A 17,916-nucleotide genomic window follows, 5' to 3' on the forward strand; every position below is an offset into this window, starting at 1 on the left:
CCTGCTCTATCACCGACCCACCCTTGCGCCAATCCCGACCGCGGAGTCAGGATGAACGGACGATTGAAATGCTGACCGGAGCACGCCCATGGCCGACCGCTTGAACGGCTACCGCATCCTGATCCTGGAGACGCGCGAGGAGGCACAGTTTTCCAAGCTTCTGGCCGAGCAAGGTGCCGAGGTCGTGCAATGCCCGATGTTCACCATTCACGATGCACCGGACCCCGCCCCGGTCGAGGCCTGGATTCGCCGTGCTATCGACAGGCCCCTCGACGACCTCGTGCTGATGACCGGCGAAGGCCTGCGGCGGATCATGAAGCTCGCGCGCGAACGCGGGCTCGACCCGGCTTTTGTCGCGGCGCTCGCCAGATCGCGAAAATTCACCCGCGGCCCGAAGCCCGGCAAGGCGCTGCGCGAGATCGGTCTCGAGGCGCAGCAGACCACGGAGAAGCCGACCACCGAGGGCGTGATCGAGATGATGGGCAAGCTCGACCTGAAGGGGCGACGCATCGGCCTTCAGCTTTATCCGGACAAGGACCACAGCGCACTGACCGGCGCGCTTGCCGCGCAAGGTGCGGACGTCGATACCGTGCTGCCTTATGCCTACGATTCCAAGGCAGCGGATGCCAACATCGTCGCCGCCATCGACGACATGGCCGAGGGGCGGATCGATTCCATCGCGCTGACCAATCTCGGCCAGGTCCGCCGCCTGATCGAGGCCGCGAAGTCGCATGGCAGCGAGGCGAAGCTGCGTGCAGGGCTCGAACGGACGTTGATCGCATCGGTAGGGCCGGCGGTCTCGGGCGAGCTCGCCGCGCATGGCTTGCGCACGGACATCTCGCCGGCCGATGAAGCCTATTTCATGCGCCCGCTGATCTCGGCCATGGCCACGGCGCTCGCGGAGAAACGACCGAAGGTGGCGGGCTGATCGCCGGGCGCAGGTACCTAGCCTGCCACCTGCGAGGCGGCCGACATCAACTCCTGCGGGTCCGGCATGCCGAACATGCGCTGGCCACCTTCAGGAACCTCGGTAAAGGTCCAGCGCACGATCCCTTCCCGATCGAGCAGGAACTGGCCAAACAGCTGGCCCTGGCCGGTTGCCGCCATGCGCTGATCGGCTTCCATCATCTGGTAGCCATCCTTGCTGTTGAGCTGCTCGGCAGCCGCCAAACGATTCATCGGCCCGGACAATTCTCCGGGAATGTCGACTTGCATGCTCATGACCACATCCATACCCACTTTGCGCGGCCATTCGTTTTCCTTCTCCGTGAACTCGAGATTGGGCAGGCCGAATGCGCGGTGCGAGACCCGCTCGGGATCGGACGCGGCGAGCAGATTGGGCAATGGATGATAGCGGAAGTAGAGCCGCGCGCGCTCGATCGGCGTATTGACGACCGTGAGACTTTCAATGCCCTTGTCGCGCAGAGCCGTATCAAGCTGCGCCTGTGCCGCAATATGGCGGCGGCAGAACGGGCAGTGCAGGCCCCGAAACAAGCCGACCAATATCGGGCTCTGCCCGCGAAAATCCTCGAGCGCGATTGTCCCTTCGCGCGTGATGGCGTCCAGCACGATGTTCGGTGCGCGATCACCGGATTGGAGCGGTCCATCGACATGACGTTCTGACATGGTTGAACTCCTTCACATGGCTTAGTCAAGAAATGGCAGTACGATCAATCCGGCGGGATCAAGCCCGTGCCTGGTGCAGACGTCATCCGCCAGTGCGAAATACCGCTCGGCCTCGGGCATGTTGCCGCGATCAAGGTTCAGCGTCGCGAGACCATCATAGCATGGAAAGAGCTGCTGCGGCTCGCCGCTTTCGCTTGCGACCTCGATGGCCTCATTGTAGCAGCGGGCGGCCTGATCGGGCCGGAAATGGCATTGATGGATTTGCCCGAGCACGATCAGCGGCACCGGGAGATGCTCGCGCTGATCGAGCGCACGATCGATCTCGATCGCCTTTTCGGCAGCCGGCACACCTTCATCGGTGCATTTATCCGTGAAGGTGCAACAGGCAACGGCAAAATTGGCAAGAAGGCGCGCCTGGAACCCGAGATCGCCGATACGACGCGCGACGTCCAGTCCACGCCAACAAACCTCCATGGCCTGCGCCGGGTCGACAATCGTATAGAGCACGCTGAGATTGGTGTAGCCGCGGCAGGCCACGTTGAGTAGGCCGGCGGCTTCGGCTGCTGCGACACTTTGCTCCACTTCGCGCACCGCTTCCTGGTGTCGTCCAAGCCGCGCCAGTGCGACCGCCTTGGTGTTGAGGGCCTCGGCAATGGCGCGCGCCGCCTCGAGTCCGGCTTGTTCATCCGCGTCCGCTGGCACGGATCGGGCATAGCCAAGCGCCTCGTCCGCCCATTTTGCGGCGGCCACGTGATCGCCCATGCGAAAGGCAAGACGGCCGCGCTCCTGCAGGAGATGCGCCCAGTCGATGGGCGCATCGGTCCCTCCAAGCAGTTCTGCCGCCTCGGCGTAATGCGTCTCTGCCTTGATCCGCTTGCCGGCGTCCCATAACAACCGGCCAAGCTTGCGAAGAATTCGCGCTTCGCCGATGCGGTCCGCTGCGGCGCGGTGCCCCTCCAGCGCACTCTGGTAGTGCTCCTCAGCCGTGTTGCGGCGGCCGGCCGCGCCACAGAGGTCCGCGATCCGCTCATACAGAACCAGGCGCTCCGGCTCGCATTCGCCGCTCGACAACAACACGGCGAGGGCCTGCTGGTAGAGACGGATGGCATCATCATTGGCATAGGTCGCGCGTGCGCGATCGCCGGCCGCGCGCAGATAGCGCGCACCTTTCGGCTTGCGTGCGCTGAGGCTGAAGTGATGTCCGAGCAGGATCAGGTCTTCGAGCCGTTCGGGCTCGCTGCCATAGAGCCGCTCCAGCGCGGCACCAATGCGCCCATGGAGCTCGATCCGCCGCTGCAAGAGCAGATTTTGATAGATCACGTCCTGAAGCATGGTTTGCGTGAAACGGTAGGATCGCAGCGAAATGGAATTTGCGCCGGCGACCTCTTCGACGATCTCGGCATCGCAGAGAAGTTCGAGCCCCGCTTCGACCTCGGCCCCGCCGGTTGCCGTCGCACTGAGCAGAGCCACGTCGAGGCGCGGGCCGATCACCGCGGCCTCCTGGGCCAGCCGGCGCACCTCATGCGGCAGCCGGTCCAGGCGCGCCAGCAACAGCGCCTGAATGCTCGCCGGGATCTCGGCGGCGGCTTCATCCGACTTTATCCGCCACTGCGAGCCGTCACGCGTCAAGGCGCCAGCTTCGATGAGACCGCGGATGATTTCCTCAAGGAAAAGTGGATTGCCGCTCGCGCGCTCCAGGATTCGACTGAACAGATTTCCCGGCGGCTCGCGCCAACCGTGACTGAAATAGGCCGCGAGCAGCTTCTGTCCGTCAGCATCATTAAGCGGAGGCAATCGAAGGGTTGTGTGGCTGATCCGACCCGAACCGAACTGATCCAGTTCCAGCATTGGCCGATGCGTAAACAACAGCATCAGCCGCGTGCGCTCCAGTCGATCCATCAGGAACCGCAGCGCTTCGAGAGACACGGCATCGGCCCAGTGCAGATCCTCGACAATGATCAGAAGCGGCGATAAGGTCAGACGCCGTTCGAAGACGGTCCGGATCGCAAAAAATATCTGCCGCCGGAGCTGTTCGGGCTCGACATGCTGCAGCACGGCGACCGGGCCGCCGAGGCCGAGAACGTGGACATAGAGCGGCATCAGCCGCTCTGCCTCTTCGGCCGCGAGGCCAAGATCTGACAGTGCTTCGGCCAGCCTGGCCTCGGCCTCCGCGGTGCTGGCCTTTTGCGCGATACCATAGGCGCTGCGCAGCACCGCAGCGAGCGTGCCGTAGGATTGTTCGCCGAGCGGCGAGCAGACGGCCTGCCGGATCGCCATGCCGGCGAAGCGCTCTTCATCGCGGATGCGGGCCACGAATTCGTTCACCAGGCGCGTTTTGCCGATGCCTGCTTCGCCGACCAGTCGCACCAGTTGCGCCGCGCCGCCGCATGCGCGATCGAGGCTGCCGATCACGCGCGCAAGCTCGGCGTCGCGCCCGATCAGGGGCGCACTGAGGCCCAGCGTGTCGAGGCCCCGTGCCGCACGGGGCGTGTCGAGCGGCTCCTTCAGACGGTGGACCAGCACGCTGCCCATCTTCCCCTTGAGCGAGACCTCGCCAAGCGAGTCATAGGAGAACGCATGCCGCGTCAGACGGTGGGTCAACGGCCCGACCAGCACCTCGCCCGGAGCCGCCATCGACTGCAATCGCTGGGCAGTATTCACCGTATCGCCGGTCACCGAATAGGATTTGGCAACGCCCACACCGAGCCCGCCCGCGACGACGTGCCCAGTGTTGATGCCCACATGAAGCAGCAGCGGCGAACCGGCATACACCTTCGCGCGTTCGCTGAGGCGCACCGTCCGGCCGATCATGTCGAGGGCAGCGCGGACCGCCCGCTCCGGGTCGTCCTCGTGCGCCGCCGGCGCACCAAACAGAGCAAGCAGCGCATCGCCGATGAATTTGTCCACGAAGCCGCCAAAGCTTTGCACAGCGGCCGTCAACTCCTCGAACAATTCGTTCTGAAGCGTCTGCATGACCTCGGGGTCGAGCCGCTCGCTCATCGCAGTGAAGCCGCTGAGGTCGGCAAACAGCACGGTGATGGTGCGGCGATTCGCCTCGCTGTCGATCTTGTCTGAATGGGATCGAAATGCGGCTTGAGCCTCGGCTGTCGGCACGAGCGGCGAAGAGGAGGACCGGATCGGGATCGCCGTCGGGCTCGTCCGCGCCGATGTCTGCCCGCCGCGTATGGGGACCTCACAGACGAGGGCGCCGCATTTCGGGCAATAGGCGAAATCCGGTGCGCATGGAAAGCCGCAGCCAGGGCACGCGTTCGGCTGCTTCGTGCCGCATTTCGGGCAGAAGGCAAAACCGCTCTGGACCTCGAAACCGCAACCCGAGCACTTCATGGCTGAAGACCTCGCGGAAGCCGCGATGGTGCGATCTGCTGGGCCATATCGAATGGGCCCACGATGTGGACCAGAATGGGCTCAGCGAGGCGGAAGAGCAAGCGGCGGCTGGTCTACCCCCTCCCCGCAACAGGTTGAACAGCGCTGCGATGCCGCGGGTGCACTGGCGCATGGCACGCCGTCGGCAAGCATGGCGGCACGCGGTGGCGCCAATTGACACGGGCATCTCCGGCGCTACGTTCGCGCAGAAGAAGAAACAACAATGGCAGGGAATCGCCGTGACACGCGTCATCGCGTCTTGAGCGCAGCCGCGCGGCCTTCCGCGCTCGCCCCATTCCGCATCCGCAATTATCGCTTCCAGTGGCCGTCCGATCTGCTCACCTCGTGGGCGTTCGAGGTGGAGACGTTGGTGCTCGGCTGGTACATTCTGGTCGAGACAGGCTCGGTGCTGCTGCTCACCGTGCTTGCGTCGCTCCAGTTCGTCGGGACCCTGGTCGCGCCGGTGTTCGGTATGATCGGCGACCGCATGGGTCATCGCGATCTCCTGGTCGCGATGCGGCTTGCCTATACGGTGCTCTCGTCAACCATCATGGTTCTGGCGCTGAGCGGTCACCTGTCGCCGCTCAGGGTCATGATCATCGTCGCGATCATGGGCCTGATTCGTCCCTCCGATCTCGGCGTCCGGGGTGCGCTGCTTGCCGACATCATGCCGGCCGAGCAACTGGTGGGCGCCATCAGCGTTGCACGCACGACCCAGGACAGCGCCCGCATCGCCGGCGCATTGACCGGCGCCGGGCTGTTCGCCGTTCTCGGCATTGGCCTCGTCTATGTGACGATCGCCTGCCTCTACCTCGTGGCCGCGCTTCTCATGCTCTGCCTGACCCGGTCGGAAAAGCTCGTCGCCACAACTCATCTCCCGGCGAACAGCCGCGCTGTTTCGAGATTGCTGGACGACCTGAAGGAAGGGATCGTCTGCGCCTGGAACGGCCCGGGCATGCGCGCGGCGCTGTGCGTCGCCTTCCTGGCCAATCTCACCGCATTTCCTTTCACCGGCGGATTGCTGCCCTACATCGCGCGAGACATCTTTCAAACCGACCAGACCGGTCTCGGTTATCTGTCGGCAAGCTTCGCCGTCGGCTCGCTGATCGGCTCCATCACGCTCAGCCTCGTCAGCGGACTGCGCATTGCCCGGCTTCTGATCGGCGCGACACTGGCCTGGTACGCCATGCTGCTGGTGTTCGTCGAGATCAGGACCATGCCAGTGGCGATGGCCTGCCTCGTACTCGCCGGTATCGCCCAGAGCATGTCGATGATATCAGCGGCCGTGATCCTGATGCGGACGGCCAGCGCACACCTTCGCGGCCGCGTCATGGGCGTGCGCATGATGGTGATTTACGGTCTGCCGCTCGGATTGCTCGCGGCCGGCAGCCTGATCGACATCATCGGCTATTCCGCGACGGGTTCGCTCTATGCCGCATCAGGATTCATCGCAATGATGGCGATCGCGGTGCGCTGGCGCGCCGACCTCTGGCCGGTGCACGCCCCGGCCAATGCGCGATGACCGCAGAGCTGCCTTAGTCGCCATACCCGCGGAGCTTTTCAACATCGAGGATGGTGACGCCGCCATATTCGAGCCGCAGCAGCCCCTCTTTTTCCAGGCGGTTCAGCGCGCGGTTAGCATTCTGGCGGGACATGCCGGAGAGCGCCCCGATCTCCTCCTGGGTGATCTCCAGATGTGCGGTGGATTCCGGATAGAGGATCGGGTTGAACAGCGAGGCGATACTGCGGGCGAGGCGCGCGGTGGCATCCAGCGTGCGGTTGACCTCGAGCATGCCGATGAACTGGCCGAGCCGCTCGTTGAGCTGGCGCACCAGGAAGCGGTTGAAGCCGACGCTGTTCTCGAACAGCCACATGAAGGCGCTGCGCTCCATCAGCGCGACGCGGCTGTCGCGCAGTGCGACCACATCGTAGCGGCGCGGCTCGTTCTTGAGCACGCTGCCCTCGCCGAACCAGGCGCCGGCCGTCAGCCCTGCAAGGCTCGTCTCCTTGCCGTCACGCGAGACCCCGCCCATCCGGGCAAGGCCGAAGACCATGCCGGCCCAATAGCCGAACGTATCGCCGCGCATGAACACGGTCTCGCCGGTGCCGTAGGACCGCTCGGTGATCCCGGCGCGCGCGACCTCGATCTCCGCTTGCGTGAGCTCGCGTGACCAGGCGGCGACGCGCTTCAGTTGATCCTCTGAAATCATGATCCCGAAGCCAGCCGCACCGTTCCGTCACCCAATCTCTCTGCTGCATTGCAGCACGATTGCTTCACCTGCCATCCGACGAAAGATGAAGGCCGCTCCCGCCTGAAAAAACTTTGTCGCAGAATTGTCAGGCGGGAGACATTTCAAAATAGCGCTTTCCCCTATTGAGGACCACCTTGGACGATGCGGCTTTTGACCCGATCGGGAACGAAAGTGGCGCGGCTCCGGTCGAGACCATCTGCTGCATGGCCTCACCGGCACGGCCGTACTAGGATCGCCCGACAGGAACGGACGAAGAGCGCCGCTGAATGCGCCATCACCGGGAGGGATTTGTTTGGTGGCTACCAGTCTCGAAGTGCGCGGCGTGTCCTTGCGATTCGGCGGCGTCCGTGCGCTGACCGACGTCAGCTTCGCCATCAATGAGGGCGAGCTGTTCTCGATCATCGGCCCCAACGGCGCCGGCAAGACCTCGATCGTGAACTGTATTTCCGGCCGCTACAAGCCGACCGAAGGCCAGCTGATCTATCAGGGCCGCGATATCACCGGCCTGACGCCCAACGCGCGCGCCTCGCTCGGCATCGGCCGCACCTTCCAGAATCTGGCCCTGTTCCACCACATGAGCGTGCTCGACAACATCATGGTCGGGCGCCATCACCTCTTGAATAACAATTTCCTCACGGGATCGCTGTACTGGCTCACCGGCGCACGCAAGGAAGAGCTCGACCATCGCCGCAAGGTCGAGGAGATCATCGACTTCCTCGATCTCCAGTCGGTGCGAAAGGCGCAAGCCGGCACGCTCTCCTACGGCCTGCGCAAGCGCGTGGAGCTCGCCCGTGCCATGGCGCTGGAGCCGCGCCTCATTCTGCTCGACGAGCCGATGGCCGGCATGAATTTCGAGGAGAAGGAGGACATGGCCCGCTATATCGTCGATCTCAACGAGGAGTTCGGGATGACGGTGGTGATGATCGAGCACGACATGGGCGTGGTGATGGACATCTCCCACCGTGTCACGGTGCTGGATTTCGGCCGCAAGATCGCCGAGGGCGATCCGGCCGCGGTCCTCGCCGATCCCCATGTCAGGCGCGCCTATCTCGGCGAGGAGGATGAGGTGCTGGTCGATCCCGACGATGCCCCGCCGGCGCAGGAGAGCGCGGCATGATGGACTACGCAGGCCGCGTCGCGCAGGCCGACACCTATCCGAAGATGCTGCGGCTGAACGCCAGGGAGCACGGCAGCGAGATCGCGCTGCGCGAGAAGGATCTTGGGCTGTGGCGCCCGTTCACCTGGAACGAGTATCAGACGCGCGTGCGCGATTTCGCGCTCGGCCTCGTCGAGCTCGGCCTCGGCCGCAGCGACGTCATCGGTATCATCGGCGACAACCGGCCGGACTGGGTCGCGGCGGAAGTGGCGACCCACGCCATCGGCGGGTTGAGCCTCGGGCTCTATCGCGACGTTCTGGACGAGGAAGCCTCCTATCTCCTCAACTATGGCGAGGCACAGCTCGTTTTCGCCGAGGACGAAGAGCAGGTCGACAAAATGCTTGTGCTTGCCGAACGCGTGCCGAGGCTGAAGCACATTATCTATTCCGATCCGCGCGGGATGCGGAAATATGACGATCCGCGACTGATGTCGGCGGAAGAGTTCGCCGAACTCGGCCGCCTCCGCGCCAGGCGTGAGCCGGAGCTCTACGATCGCCTCGTCGATGCCACCAAAGGCGAGGATGTCGCGATTCTCTGCACCACGTCGGGCACCACCTCGCACCCGAAACTCGCCATGCTCGCCGCCGGCCGCGTGCTCGGCCATTGCGCAACCTATCTCGCCTTCGATCCGAAGGGGCCGGACGACGAATACGTCTCTGTGCTGCCGCTACCGTGGATCATGGAGCAGGTCTATGTGCTCGGCAAAGGCTTGCTCTGCCGGATGAAGATCAACTTCGTCGAAGAGCCCGAGACGATGATGAACGATCTGCGCGAAATCGCGCCGACCTTCGTGCTGTTTGCGCCGCGCGTCTGGGAATCCATCGCCGCCGACGTCCGGGCAAAGGTGATGGACGCAACGCCGTTCAAGCAGCGCCTGTTCGACATCGGCATGACAAGCGGCCTCACCGCGCTCGCAGACGGCAAGCGCTCGGGCTTTGCCGATGCGATCCTTTTCCGCGCGCTGCGCGACCGCCTCGGCTTCACCCGGCTGCGCTCGGCGGCGACCGGGGGCGCGGCGCTCGGGCCCGAGACGTTCAAGTTCTTCCAGGCCATGGGCGTGCCGCTGCGCACGCTCTACGGCCAGACGGAACTGTTAGGGGCCTACACGCTGCATCCCGAGGGCAAGGTCGACCCCGATACTACCGGCGTGCCGATGGCCGACAGCGTCGAGATCCGGATCGACAATGCCGACGTTCACGGCGTTGGCGAGATCGTGGTACGGCACCCCAACATGTTCCTCGGCTATTATAAGAACCCGGAGGCGAGCGTTGCCGACATCAGGGACGGCTGGATGCTGTCGGGGGACGCCGGCTATTTCAACGACAACAAGCAGCTCGTCGTCATCGACCGCATCAAGGATCTCGCCGAGACCTCGCGCGGCGAGCGCTTCTCGCCGCAGTTTATCGAGAACAAGCTGAAGTTCTCGCCCTACATCGCGGAGGCCGTGGTGCTAGGCGACGGCCGCGACGCGCTCGCGGCGATGATCTGCATCCGCTACTCCATCATCTCGAAATGGGCCGAGAAGAACCGGCTCTCGTTCACGACCTACAGCGATCTCGCCTCGCGGCCGGAGGTCTATGCCTTGCTCCGCAACGAGGTCGAGACCGTCAACGCCACGCTGCCGCCGGCCCAGCGCATCTCGCGCTTCCTGCTGCTCTACAAGGAACTCGACGCCGACGACGGCGAGCTCACCCGCACCCGAAAAGTGCGCCGCAGCGTCATCAATGAGAAATACGCCGGCATCATCGACGCGATCTACCGCGGCGAAGCCGACATCCCCGTCGACACCGTGATCCGCTTCCAGGACGGCACAACGCAACGCGTGCGAACCACGCTGCGCGTGGTGGATCTGGGCGGGCACAGGCACATTGCGGAGGCGGCGGAGTGACACAGTCTGCCGTTGCACCCGCTGCTGCTCTTCGCCTCTCCCCGCTTGCGGGGAGAGGCCGGAGCGCGTCAGCGATCCGGGTGAGGGGGAGCCTCCGCAAGGGCGGTGACAATGGTTTCGAGGACGCCAGCCAAGTTGCGGGACACGTCGTTGTTCCAGAAGCGCAAGACCCGGTAGTTGCGGTCGGCGAGCCATTTGTCGCGAACGAGATCGCGTTGGTTGCCCGCATGCTGCCCGCCATCCACTTCGATGATAAGGCGAGCCTCACGACAGATGAAGTCTACAGTGTACGGTCCGATCGGTTCTTGTCGAACAAACTTATAACCATTCAGCCTGCGCGCGCGCAGACGATACCAGAGCGTTCCTTCCGCATCCGTCAAAGTGGCTCGCAAGTTTCTTGCGCGCTCAGTTTTGGACTCATTGGCACCTCGCATGCGGAAGCTCCCCCTCACCCGCCGCGCTCCAGACGATGCTTCGCATCGCTCGGCGCGCGTCGGCCTCTCCCCGCAAGCGGGGAGAGGCGAAGGATAGCATAGCATGAACACCGCCTTCCTCATCCAGCTCCTGGTCAACGGCCTCGTGGTCGGCACGCTTTACGGCGTCGTCGCGATGTCGTTTGTGCTGATCTACAAGGCCAGCCAGGTCGTCAATTTCGCGCAGGGCGAGCTGTTGCTGGTCGGCGCCTGGGTGTGCTGGACTTTGCTCGCCAAATACCAGGTGCCGTTCTGGATCGGCATGCCGATGACGCTGGTGTTCATGTTCGTATTCGGCATTGCGATCCAGGTCCTGATCCTCAGACCGATGATCGGCGAACCGATCATCTCGGTGATCATGGTGACGATCGGCCTCTCGACCGTGCTCCAGGCCACACTGAAATGGATGTTCGGCGTCAACCCGCAGCCGTTCCCGCGCGTGTTCGAGAGTCAGTCGGTCAGCCTGTTCGGCCTTCAGATCCAGACCGTCTATGTCATGAGTCTTGTGGTGTCGGTCGCGATGATGATCGGCATGGCCTGGTTCTTCCGCGCCTCCAAATACGGCCTTGCGATGCGCGCCACCGCGTTCAACCAGCAGGTCGCGCAATCGCTCGGAATCTCGGTCAAAAGCGTGTTCGCGATGGCCTGGGCGATCTCTGCGACCGTGTCAGCGGTCGCGGGCGTGGTGGTCGCGGTCGTCAATGGCGTGTCCTCGGGTCTTGCGGGCTACGGCATCAAGGTGTTCCCGGCGGCGATCCTCGGCGGGCTCGATTCCGTTGGCGGCGCCGTTCTCGGCGGCATTATCATCGGCTTGCTCGAGAACATCGCGCAATATGTCGACAGCGAGTATCTGCACTGGGGCAATCTCTACGAGATCGCACCGTTCTACGTCCTCATCATCGTGCTAATGATCAAGCCCTATGGCCTGTTCGGCACCCACGACATCGAGCGGATCTGATCCATGGCCGGTCCTGCCCTCATCCCTGCTGGTGATTTCCGCACCTCTTACGCGGCGGACACCACGATCTTCCCGACCACGACCAGCCGCAATTTTGCGATCATCGGCGTGCTGTTGCTCTGCCTCGTGCCGCAATTCCTTGGCGGGTACTGGCTCAGCATCCTGATCCAGATCGGCATCTTCTCGATCGCGGCGCTCGGCCTCAACATCCTGGTCGGCTTCACGGGGCAGATCTCGATCGGCCACGCCGCCTTCTTCCTGCTGGGTGCCTTCACCTCAGCCTACATCTCCAACAACGCGCCGATCCCGGTGTTCTTCGCGATCCCGCTCGCGGGCATCGTCACCGCGCTGGTCGGGCTGATCTTCGGCATCCCGGCGGCGCGACTGAAGGGGCTCTACCTCGTCATCGCAACGCTGGCGGCGCAATACATCCTGCTCGACTTCTTCTCCCGCGCGGAGTGGTTCACCGGCGGCTCGGTGCCGGCCAGCGCCAATCCGTTTTCGATCTTCGGCTTCACCCTGCGCGGCGACCGGCAATATTTCTATGTCGTGCTGGCGTACGTGATCGCAAGCTACGTCCTCGTCACCAATTTGATGCGCACGCGCGACGGCCGTGCGCTGGTGGCGATCCGCGACCATTATCTCTCTGCGGAAATCATGGGCATCAACCTCACCAAGTACCGCACGCTGTCGTTCGGCCTCGCCGCCTTCTTCGCCGGCATCGCCGGCGCGCTCTATGCGCACTACCAGCTCGTGGTCTCGCAGGAAGGTTTCGGCATCGAGCGCTCGATCCTGTTCCTGGCCATGATCATCATCGGCGGCACCGGCTCGATCATGGGCACGCTGATGGGCACCGCCTTCGTGGTGCTGCTGCCTGAGACGATGGAATTCCTCAGCATCCATCTGAAGGGCGGCGCGATCGACAAGGCGCTGTCGCTCAACAACAACATCACCTTCCTGCGCGAGATCGCAATCGGGGTGATCATCATCGCGTTCCTGATGTTCGAGCCGGACGGGCTCGCCCATCGCTGGCGACAGATCAAGGCGTATTGGAAACTCTACCCGTTCTCGCATTGAGCACGGGCAACTCTCTACCAACGAAAAAACAGGAGGAGGCAACCAATGAAGACAAAATCCCTTTTGAGCACCGCATCGCTCGCGCTGGCGATCGCCGCATTCTCGGCGAGCGCGCAGGCCCAGATCGCGATCGGCCATCTCGCCGATTATTCCGGCGGCACCTCCGACGTCGGCACGCCCTACGGACAGGCCGTCGCCGACACCTTCGCCTGGGTCAACAAGAACGGCGGCGTCGGCGGCAAGCAGCTCAACGTCGATACCAACGATTACGGTTATCAGGTGCCGCGCGCGATCGCGCTCTACAAGAAATGGTCGGCGCCGGACAGCAAGGTCGCGGCGATCATGGGCTGGGGCACCGCGGACACCGAAGCGCTGACCGGCTTCCTCGCACAGGACAAGATCCCGGACATGTCGGGCTCCTACGCCGCCGCGCTTACCGACCCCGAAGGCGCGAGTGGCAAGGCAAAACCCGCGCCCTACAATTTCTTCTACGGCCCGAGCTATTCGGACTCGCTGCGCGCGATGCTGATGTGGGCGGCCGAGGACTGGAAGGCCAAGGGCAAGCCCGGCAAGCCGAAATTCGTGCACATGGGCGCCAACCACCCCTATCCGAACGCACCGAAGGCCGCCGGCGAAGCCATGGCGCAGGAGCTCGGCTTCGAGGTGCTACCGCCGCTGGTATTCGCGCTGGCACCTGGCGACTACAGCGCGCAGTGCCTCAGCCTGAAATCGTCGGGCGCCAACTACGCCTATCTCGGCAACACCGCGGCCTCGAACATCTCGGTGATGAAGGCGTGCAAGACCGCAGGCGTCGACATCCAGTTCCTGGGCAATGTCTGGGGTATGGACGAGAACGCCGCCAAGACGGCCGGAGACGCCGCCAACGGCGTGATCTTCCCGCTGCGCACCGCGGTGAGTTGGGGCGGCGATGCACCCGGCATGAAGACGGTGATGGAGATCTCCAAGATGTCCGATCCCACCGGCAAGGTTTATCGCCCGGTGCACTACATCGCCGCCGTCTGCTCGGCGCTCTACATGAAGGAAGCGCTCGACTGGGCCGTCAGGAACGGCGGCGCCAGCGGCGATAACGTCGCCAAGGGCTTCTACCAGAAGAAGGACTGGGTTCCGGCCGGGATGGAAGGCGTATGCAATCCCTCGACCTGGACCGACAAGGACCACCGCGGCACGCTGAAGGTCGATCTCTATCGCACCAAGATCGCAGGCGCGACCGACGGCGACCTCAACGACCTCATGGCCAAGGGCGCGATCAAGCTCGAGAAGGTCAAGACCGTCGAGCTGCCGCGCAAACCGGAACTGCTGGGGTGGTGAGCCCTGCGTTCACCTCACACACAACTGTCATCCCCCGCGAAAGCGGGGGATCCAGTACGCCGCAGCCTCTCGGGGAACGTCAGGCGCCTCTGGAATACTGGGTCACCCGCCGACGCGGGTGACGACAGCGGAGAATGAAGACGCATGTCCCAAACCATTGAAGCGACCCGCTCCCCTCCCACCGTCGTGCCCGCCCCTCCCCTTCTCAGCGTGCGCAACATCGAGGTCGTCTATGACGACGTCATCCTGGTGCTGCGCGGCCTCAGCCTCGACGTACCCAAGGGCGCGATCGTGGCGCTGCTTGGCGCCAACGGCGCCGGCAAGTCGACCACGCTGAAGGCGATCTCGGGGCTGCTCAAGACCGAGGACGGCGAGGTCACGCGCGGCGAGATCCTGTTCGAGGGCTCCGCCATCGCCGGCATCGATCCCGACAAGATCGTACGCCGCGGCATCTTCCAGGTGATGGAGGGCCGGCGCATCGTCGCCGACATGACGTCGCTCGAAAACCTCAGGCTCGGCGCCTTCACCCGCAGGGATCGCGAGGTCGATGCCGATCTCGACATGGTCTTCAACTATTTCCCGCGCCTGAAGGAGCGCACCGGCCTTGCCGGCTATCTCTCCGGCGGCGAGCAGCAGATGCTTGCGATCGGCCGCGCGCTGATGGCGCGCCCGAAGATGATTTTAATGGACGAGCCCTCGATGGGCCTGTCGCCGCTGCTGGTGAAAGAGGTGTTCTCGATCATCCAGAAGATCAACCGCGACCTCGGCGTCACCATCCTGCTGGTCGAGCAGAACGCCCGCGCCGCGCTGTCGGTGGCGAGCCACGGCTACATCATGGAGCAGGGCAAGGTCGTGCTCGACGGCACCGCGGACGAATTGCGCGACAACGAGGACGTCAAGGAGTTCTACCTCGGCGGTGCCGGCGATCAGCGCAAGAGCTTCAAGAACCTCAAAAGCTTCAAGCGGCGCAAGCGCTGGCTTTGACACAGCGTTTTCGAGCGAAGTGGGAACCGGTTCGCGTGAAGAAAACGCGTCAAAACAAGAGACTCTTACTCCAGCACCTGCTCCGCTTCGGTGACTGCGCAGAGAACATGATAGAACGACGACGCAGGAATGGTGTCGACCAGCGATTTGCCGTCGCGATCGAACTGGTCGTACCAGCCGCCCTTCACGGGATGGCTGAGATAATGCCGTTCGAGCCGCATCAGCGCCGCGCGCGCCTCATCCGCCGCACCGGACTCGCCGGACTCGGCCTGCGCGATCCACGCCTTCGCCATCTCGGTCTGCGGCCACAGCCGCCGCGTGCTGCGGCGGATGTTGCCGGCGTCGTCCCCCTCGTCGATGAGGCAGCCGGTCGCCGCTTCGCGATAGCGCAGCGCGGTCGACAGCAGTTCGGCACGCCTCTGCCCGGTCGGGCAACCCGTGATGCGTTCAAACCCTTTCAGCAGCCAGACCCACTCCGCCTGATGGCCGGGCTCGACGCTGACCGGCTCGATCTTGGACCAGTCCTCCTCGAAATACTCCGTCAGGATCCGCTTCTGCTTGTCGTAGAGATTGGCGAGGAACAGCGCGAAGAATTCGCCGGCGCGGTTCTGAAACGACAGATCGTGGGTCGCGTCGAAGCAGGCGATCATCGCCTCGAACAGATGCATGTGCGGGTTCTGCCGGCGCGGCAGCGAGACCGGCAGGCCTTCATGCACGCCGCCATGCGGCGAGCGCAGATGGCCGTCGAGGAACGCGAGCAGCGCGTCGATCTCGACGCGAATTTGCGCGTCCTGGTCGAGCGCGTAGACGGCCGCCAGCGCAAACAGGACGAAGGCGTGGTCGTAGGCGTCGCGCCGCGCATCCAGCACCGCCCCCTGCGGCGTCAGCCGGTGTACGTAGCCGGGCCGGCCGTCGGGCGCCTTCGCTTTGGCCAGCAGATGCTCCAATCCCTTCAGCGCGATGGCGCGCCCCTCAGGATACCAGCCCATCTGCGCCGCCTTGGCGAAGCACCAGATCTGGCGCGCCTGCACGAACACCCGCCGCGGAGCGGCCCTATCAGCCGTGCCGTCAAGGTGCAGCCGATCGATGAAACCGCCTGCGGCGTGGTCCCAGCCGACGGTCGACCACAGCGGCAGCGCCGCATCAATCATGCGGCACTTCAGGCGTGCGACGACGCCGGCCGCCTCGTCCGCCGCAATGAGTCCCTCGTCCGCCATCGCGTCCCCTTCATGCCTCGCCAATGGCCGTCTGATACCCATGCCGGCGGCGGCGTGCAACGGATGCCAACCCGGAAAGACCAGCCATGACCGCCCATTACGACGCCCTCGAGACGCGCGAACAGGCCGTGCGCGAGGCGGAGCTGTTCTCCCGCCTGCCGGACGTGCTGCGCGGCGCGATGGCCGCGCCCGCCTATGCCGAGCGGCTGAAAGGCGTCGATCCGGCCGCGGTGACCTCCAGGGCGGCGCTGGCGGGCCTGCCGGTGCTACGCAAGTCGGAACTGCCGGCCCTGCACAATGCCTCCACGCCCTTCGGCGGCTTCGTGGCGACGCCCCCGGGCACGTTCGCCCGCCTCTTCACCTCCCCCGGCCCGATCTTCGAGCCGGAGGGACGCCAGGCCGATCCCTGGCGCGGCGCGCGGGCGCTGTTCGCGGCCGGGTTCCGCCCCGATGACATCGTGCTCAACACCTTCAGCTATCACCTCACCCCCGGCGGCTTCATCTTCGATTCCTCGGCGCGCGCGCTCGGCTGCGCCGTGATCCCGGCCGGCCCCGGCAATGCCGAGCAGCAGTTCGAGCTGATCGAGGCCTACCGTCCCGTCGGCTACAGCGGCACACCGGACTTCCTAAAGATCCTGCTCGACGCCGCGGCGCGCGCGAATCGCGACATCTCCTCAATCAAGCGCGCGCTGGTCTCGGGTGCGGCCTTCCCGCCCTCGCTCCAGGCCGAGATCAAGGCGCGCGGCATCGACGCCTACCAGGCCTTCGGCACCGCCGACCTCGGCCTCATCGCTTTCGAGACCGACGCGCGCGACGGCATGGTCGTGAATGAGGATTTGATCATGGAGATCGTCAAGCCCGGCACCGGCGATCCCGTCGCGCCGGGCGACGTCGGCGAGATCGTGGTGACCTCGCTCGACCCGCACCATCCCTGGATCCGCCTCGCGCTCGGCGACCTCACCGCGGCGTTGCCGGGGCCGAGCAAATGCGGGCGCACCAACATGCGCATCAAGGGCTGGATGGGCCGCGCCGACCAGACCACCAAGGTCAAGGGCATGTTCGTCCGACCCGAGCAGGTCGCCGAGATCGGCAAGCGCCATCCCGCGCTCGGCCGGCTGCGCCTCGTCGTCACGCGCCAGGGCGAGACCGACGCGATGACGCTAAGGGCTGAGACGCCCTCACCAAGCGATTCCCTTCACGAGGAGATCGTCGCCAGCCTGCGCACGCTGACGAAACTCGGCGGCGCGGTCGAGTTGGTCAGCCCGGGTACGCTGCCGAACGACGGCAAGGTGATCGCGGACGAACGGTGAGCCGCTCCGCAAGCCAGGCTCCGTGACAATGCGACAAGGCCGCCTCGAGCCCGTCGCGAATTTCCGCCTCAGGAATGTTCGATCGAGCGGCGATACGCTTCATAACCGCGTCGCTGGCCGTCCTCTAGCGAGGTCGTCGCGCGCCAGCCGAGCCTTGCCAGGCGGCTGACATCGAGCAGCTTGCGCGGCGTTCCATCGGGACGCGAGGTGTCGAAGGTGATTTCGCCGCCGTAACCGACGACGTCAGCCACGACCCGCGCG

At 64.6% G+C, this 17,916-nt stretch carries 14 protein-coding genes and 1 pseudogene; 9 read left to right on the forward strand and 6 right to left on the reverse strand.

The genetic code is table 11. The features are described 5' to 3' along the window. Positions 1-88 precede the first annotated feature (88 nt). The gene (locus IVA80_RS18315) at positions 89-928 is read left to right on the forward strand and encodes a uroporphyrinogen-III synthase (RefSeq protein WP_247433073.1); all 840 of its coding nucleotides are present in this window, start codon (positions 89-91) and stop codon (positions 926-928) included. A 17-nt stretch (positions 929-945) separates the two neighbouring features. Here IVA80_RS18315 and IVA80_RS18320 read toward each other — a convergent pair whose 3' ends face one another. Together IVA80_RS18320 and IVA80_RS18325 are read right to left on the reverse strand one after the other, a co-directional pair. After that, positions 946-1,626: a redoxin domain-containing protein gene (locus IVA80_RS18320; protein ID WP_247433077.1), complete on the reverse strand. Its 681-nt coding sequence runs from the start codon at positions 1,624-1,626 to the stop codon at positions 946-948. A 21-nt stretch (positions 1,627-1,647) separates the two neighbouring features. Further along, a complete protein-coding gene (locus IVA80_RS18325) occupies positions 1,648-4,971 on the reverse strand; it encodes an adenylate/guanylate cyclase domain-containing protein (protein ID WP_247433080.1) in 3,324 nt (1,107 codons plus the stop codon). 298 nt (positions 4,972-5,269) lie between these two features. Here IVA80_RS18325 and IVA80_RS18330 point away from each other — a divergent pair, with 298 nt between their 5' ends. After that, the gene (locus IVA80_RS18330; RefSeq protein ID WP_247433123.1) at positions 5,270-6,532 is read left to right on the forward strand and encodes an MFS transporter; all 1,263 of its coding nucleotides are present in this window, start codon (positions 5,270-5,272) and stop codon (positions 6,530-6,532) included. A gap of 13 nt (positions 6,533-6,545) precedes the next feature. Here the strand turns inward: IVA80_RS18330 and IVA80_RS18335 are convergent, their stop codons facing one another. Beyond that, positions 6,546-7,220, reverse strand: a complete 675-nt coding sequence (locus IVA80_RS18335; RefSeq protein ID WP_247433083.1) for a Crp/Fnr family transcriptional regulator — start codon at positions 7,218-7,220, stop codon at positions 6,546-6,548. A gap of 337 nt (positions 7,221-7,557) precedes the next feature. On the opposite strand from IVA80_RS18335, the gene IVA80_RS18340 reads away from it, so the two are divergent. After that, positions 7,558-8,379 (forward strand): ABC transporter ATP-binding protein, encoded by an 822-nt coding sequence (locus tag IVA80_RS18340; RefSeq protein ID WP_247433085.1) that lies wholly within the window; start codon positions 7,558-7,560, stop codon positions 8,377-8,379. Then, positions 8,376-10,307, forward strand: a complete 1,932-nt coding sequence (locus IVA80_RS18345; RefSeq protein WP_247433088.1) for a long-chain fatty acid--CoA ligase — start codon at positions 8,376-8,378, stop codon at positions 10,305-10,307. Before IVA80_RS18340 ends, IVA80_RS18345 begins: the two co-directional genes overlap by 4 nt. 68 nt (positions 10,308-10,375) lie before the next feature. Here IVA80_RS18345 and IVA80_RS18350 read toward each other — a convergent pair whose 3' ends face one another. Further along, complete coding sequence (locus tag IVA80_RS18350; RefSeq protein WP_247433092.1) at positions 10,376-10,741, reverse strand: endonuclease domain-containing protein; 366 nt, start codon at positions 10,739-10,741, stop codon at positions 10,376-10,378. 103 nt (positions 10,742-10,844) lie between these two features. Here IVA80_RS18350 and IVA80_RS18355 point away from each other — a divergent pair, with 103 nt between their 5' ends. From IVA80_RS18355 to IVA80_RS18370, 4 genes are all read left to right on the forward strand, one after another. Continuing rightward, the gene (locus IVA80_RS18355) at positions 10,845-11,738 is read left to right on the forward strand and encodes a branched-chain amino acid ABC transporter permease (RefSeq protein WP_247433095.1); all 894 of its coding nucleotides are present in this window, start codon (positions 10,845-10,847) and stop codon (positions 11,736-11,738) included. A 3-nt stretch (positions 11,739-11,741) separates the two neighbouring features. Next, the gene (locus IVA80_RS18360; RefSeq protein ID WP_247433098.1) at positions 11,742-12,815 is read left to right on the forward strand and encodes a branched-chain amino acid ABC transporter permease; all 1,074 of its coding nucleotides are present in this window, start codon (positions 11,742-11,744) and stop codon (positions 12,813-12,815) included. Between the two features lie 45 nt (positions 12,816-12,860). Beyond that, positions 12,861-14,144, forward strand: coding sequence for an ABC transporter substrate-binding protein (locus IVA80_RS18365; RefSeq protein ID WP_247433101.1), 1,284 nt, complete (start codon positions 12,861-12,863; stop codon positions 14,142-14,144). A 144-nt stretch (positions 14,145-14,288) separates the two neighbouring features. After that, complete coding sequence (locus IVA80_RS18370) at positions 14,289-15,128, forward strand: ABC transporter ATP-binding protein (protein ID WP_247433103.1); 840 nt, start codon at positions 14,289-14,291, stop codon at positions 15,126-15,128. 65 nt (positions 15,129-15,193) lie between these two features. On the opposite strand, the gene IVA80_RS18375 is transcribed toward IVA80_RS18370, so the two are convergent. Next, entirely contained in the window at positions 15,194-16,345 is a 1,152-nt protein-coding gene (locus IVA80_RS18375; protein ID WP_247433106.1) for an AGE family epimerase/isomerase, read from the reverse strand. Positions 16,346-16,431: 86 nt separating this feature from the next. Between IVA80_RS18375 and IVA80_RS18380 the strand changes: the two genes are divergently transcribed. Further along, positions 16,432-17,655, forward strand: a complete 1,224-nt coding sequence (locus tag IVA80_RS18380; RefSeq protein ID WP_247433108.1) for an AMP-binding protein — start codon at positions 16,432-16,434, stop codon at positions 17,653-17,655. A gap of 68 nt (positions 17,656-17,723) precedes the next feature. Here IVA80_RS18380 and IVA80_RS18385 read toward each other — a convergent pair. Continuing rightward, positions 17,724-17,916 (reverse strand): annotated as a pseudogene (locus IVA80_RS18385) (GDP-L-fucose synthase); the annotation flags it as partial.

Source organism: Bradyrhizobium sp. 139 (assembly GCF_023074175.1).
In the GTDB taxonomy this organism is placed as follows: domain Bacteria; phylum Pseudomonadota; class Alphaproteobacteria; order Rhizobiales; family Xanthobacteraceae; genus Bradyrhizobium.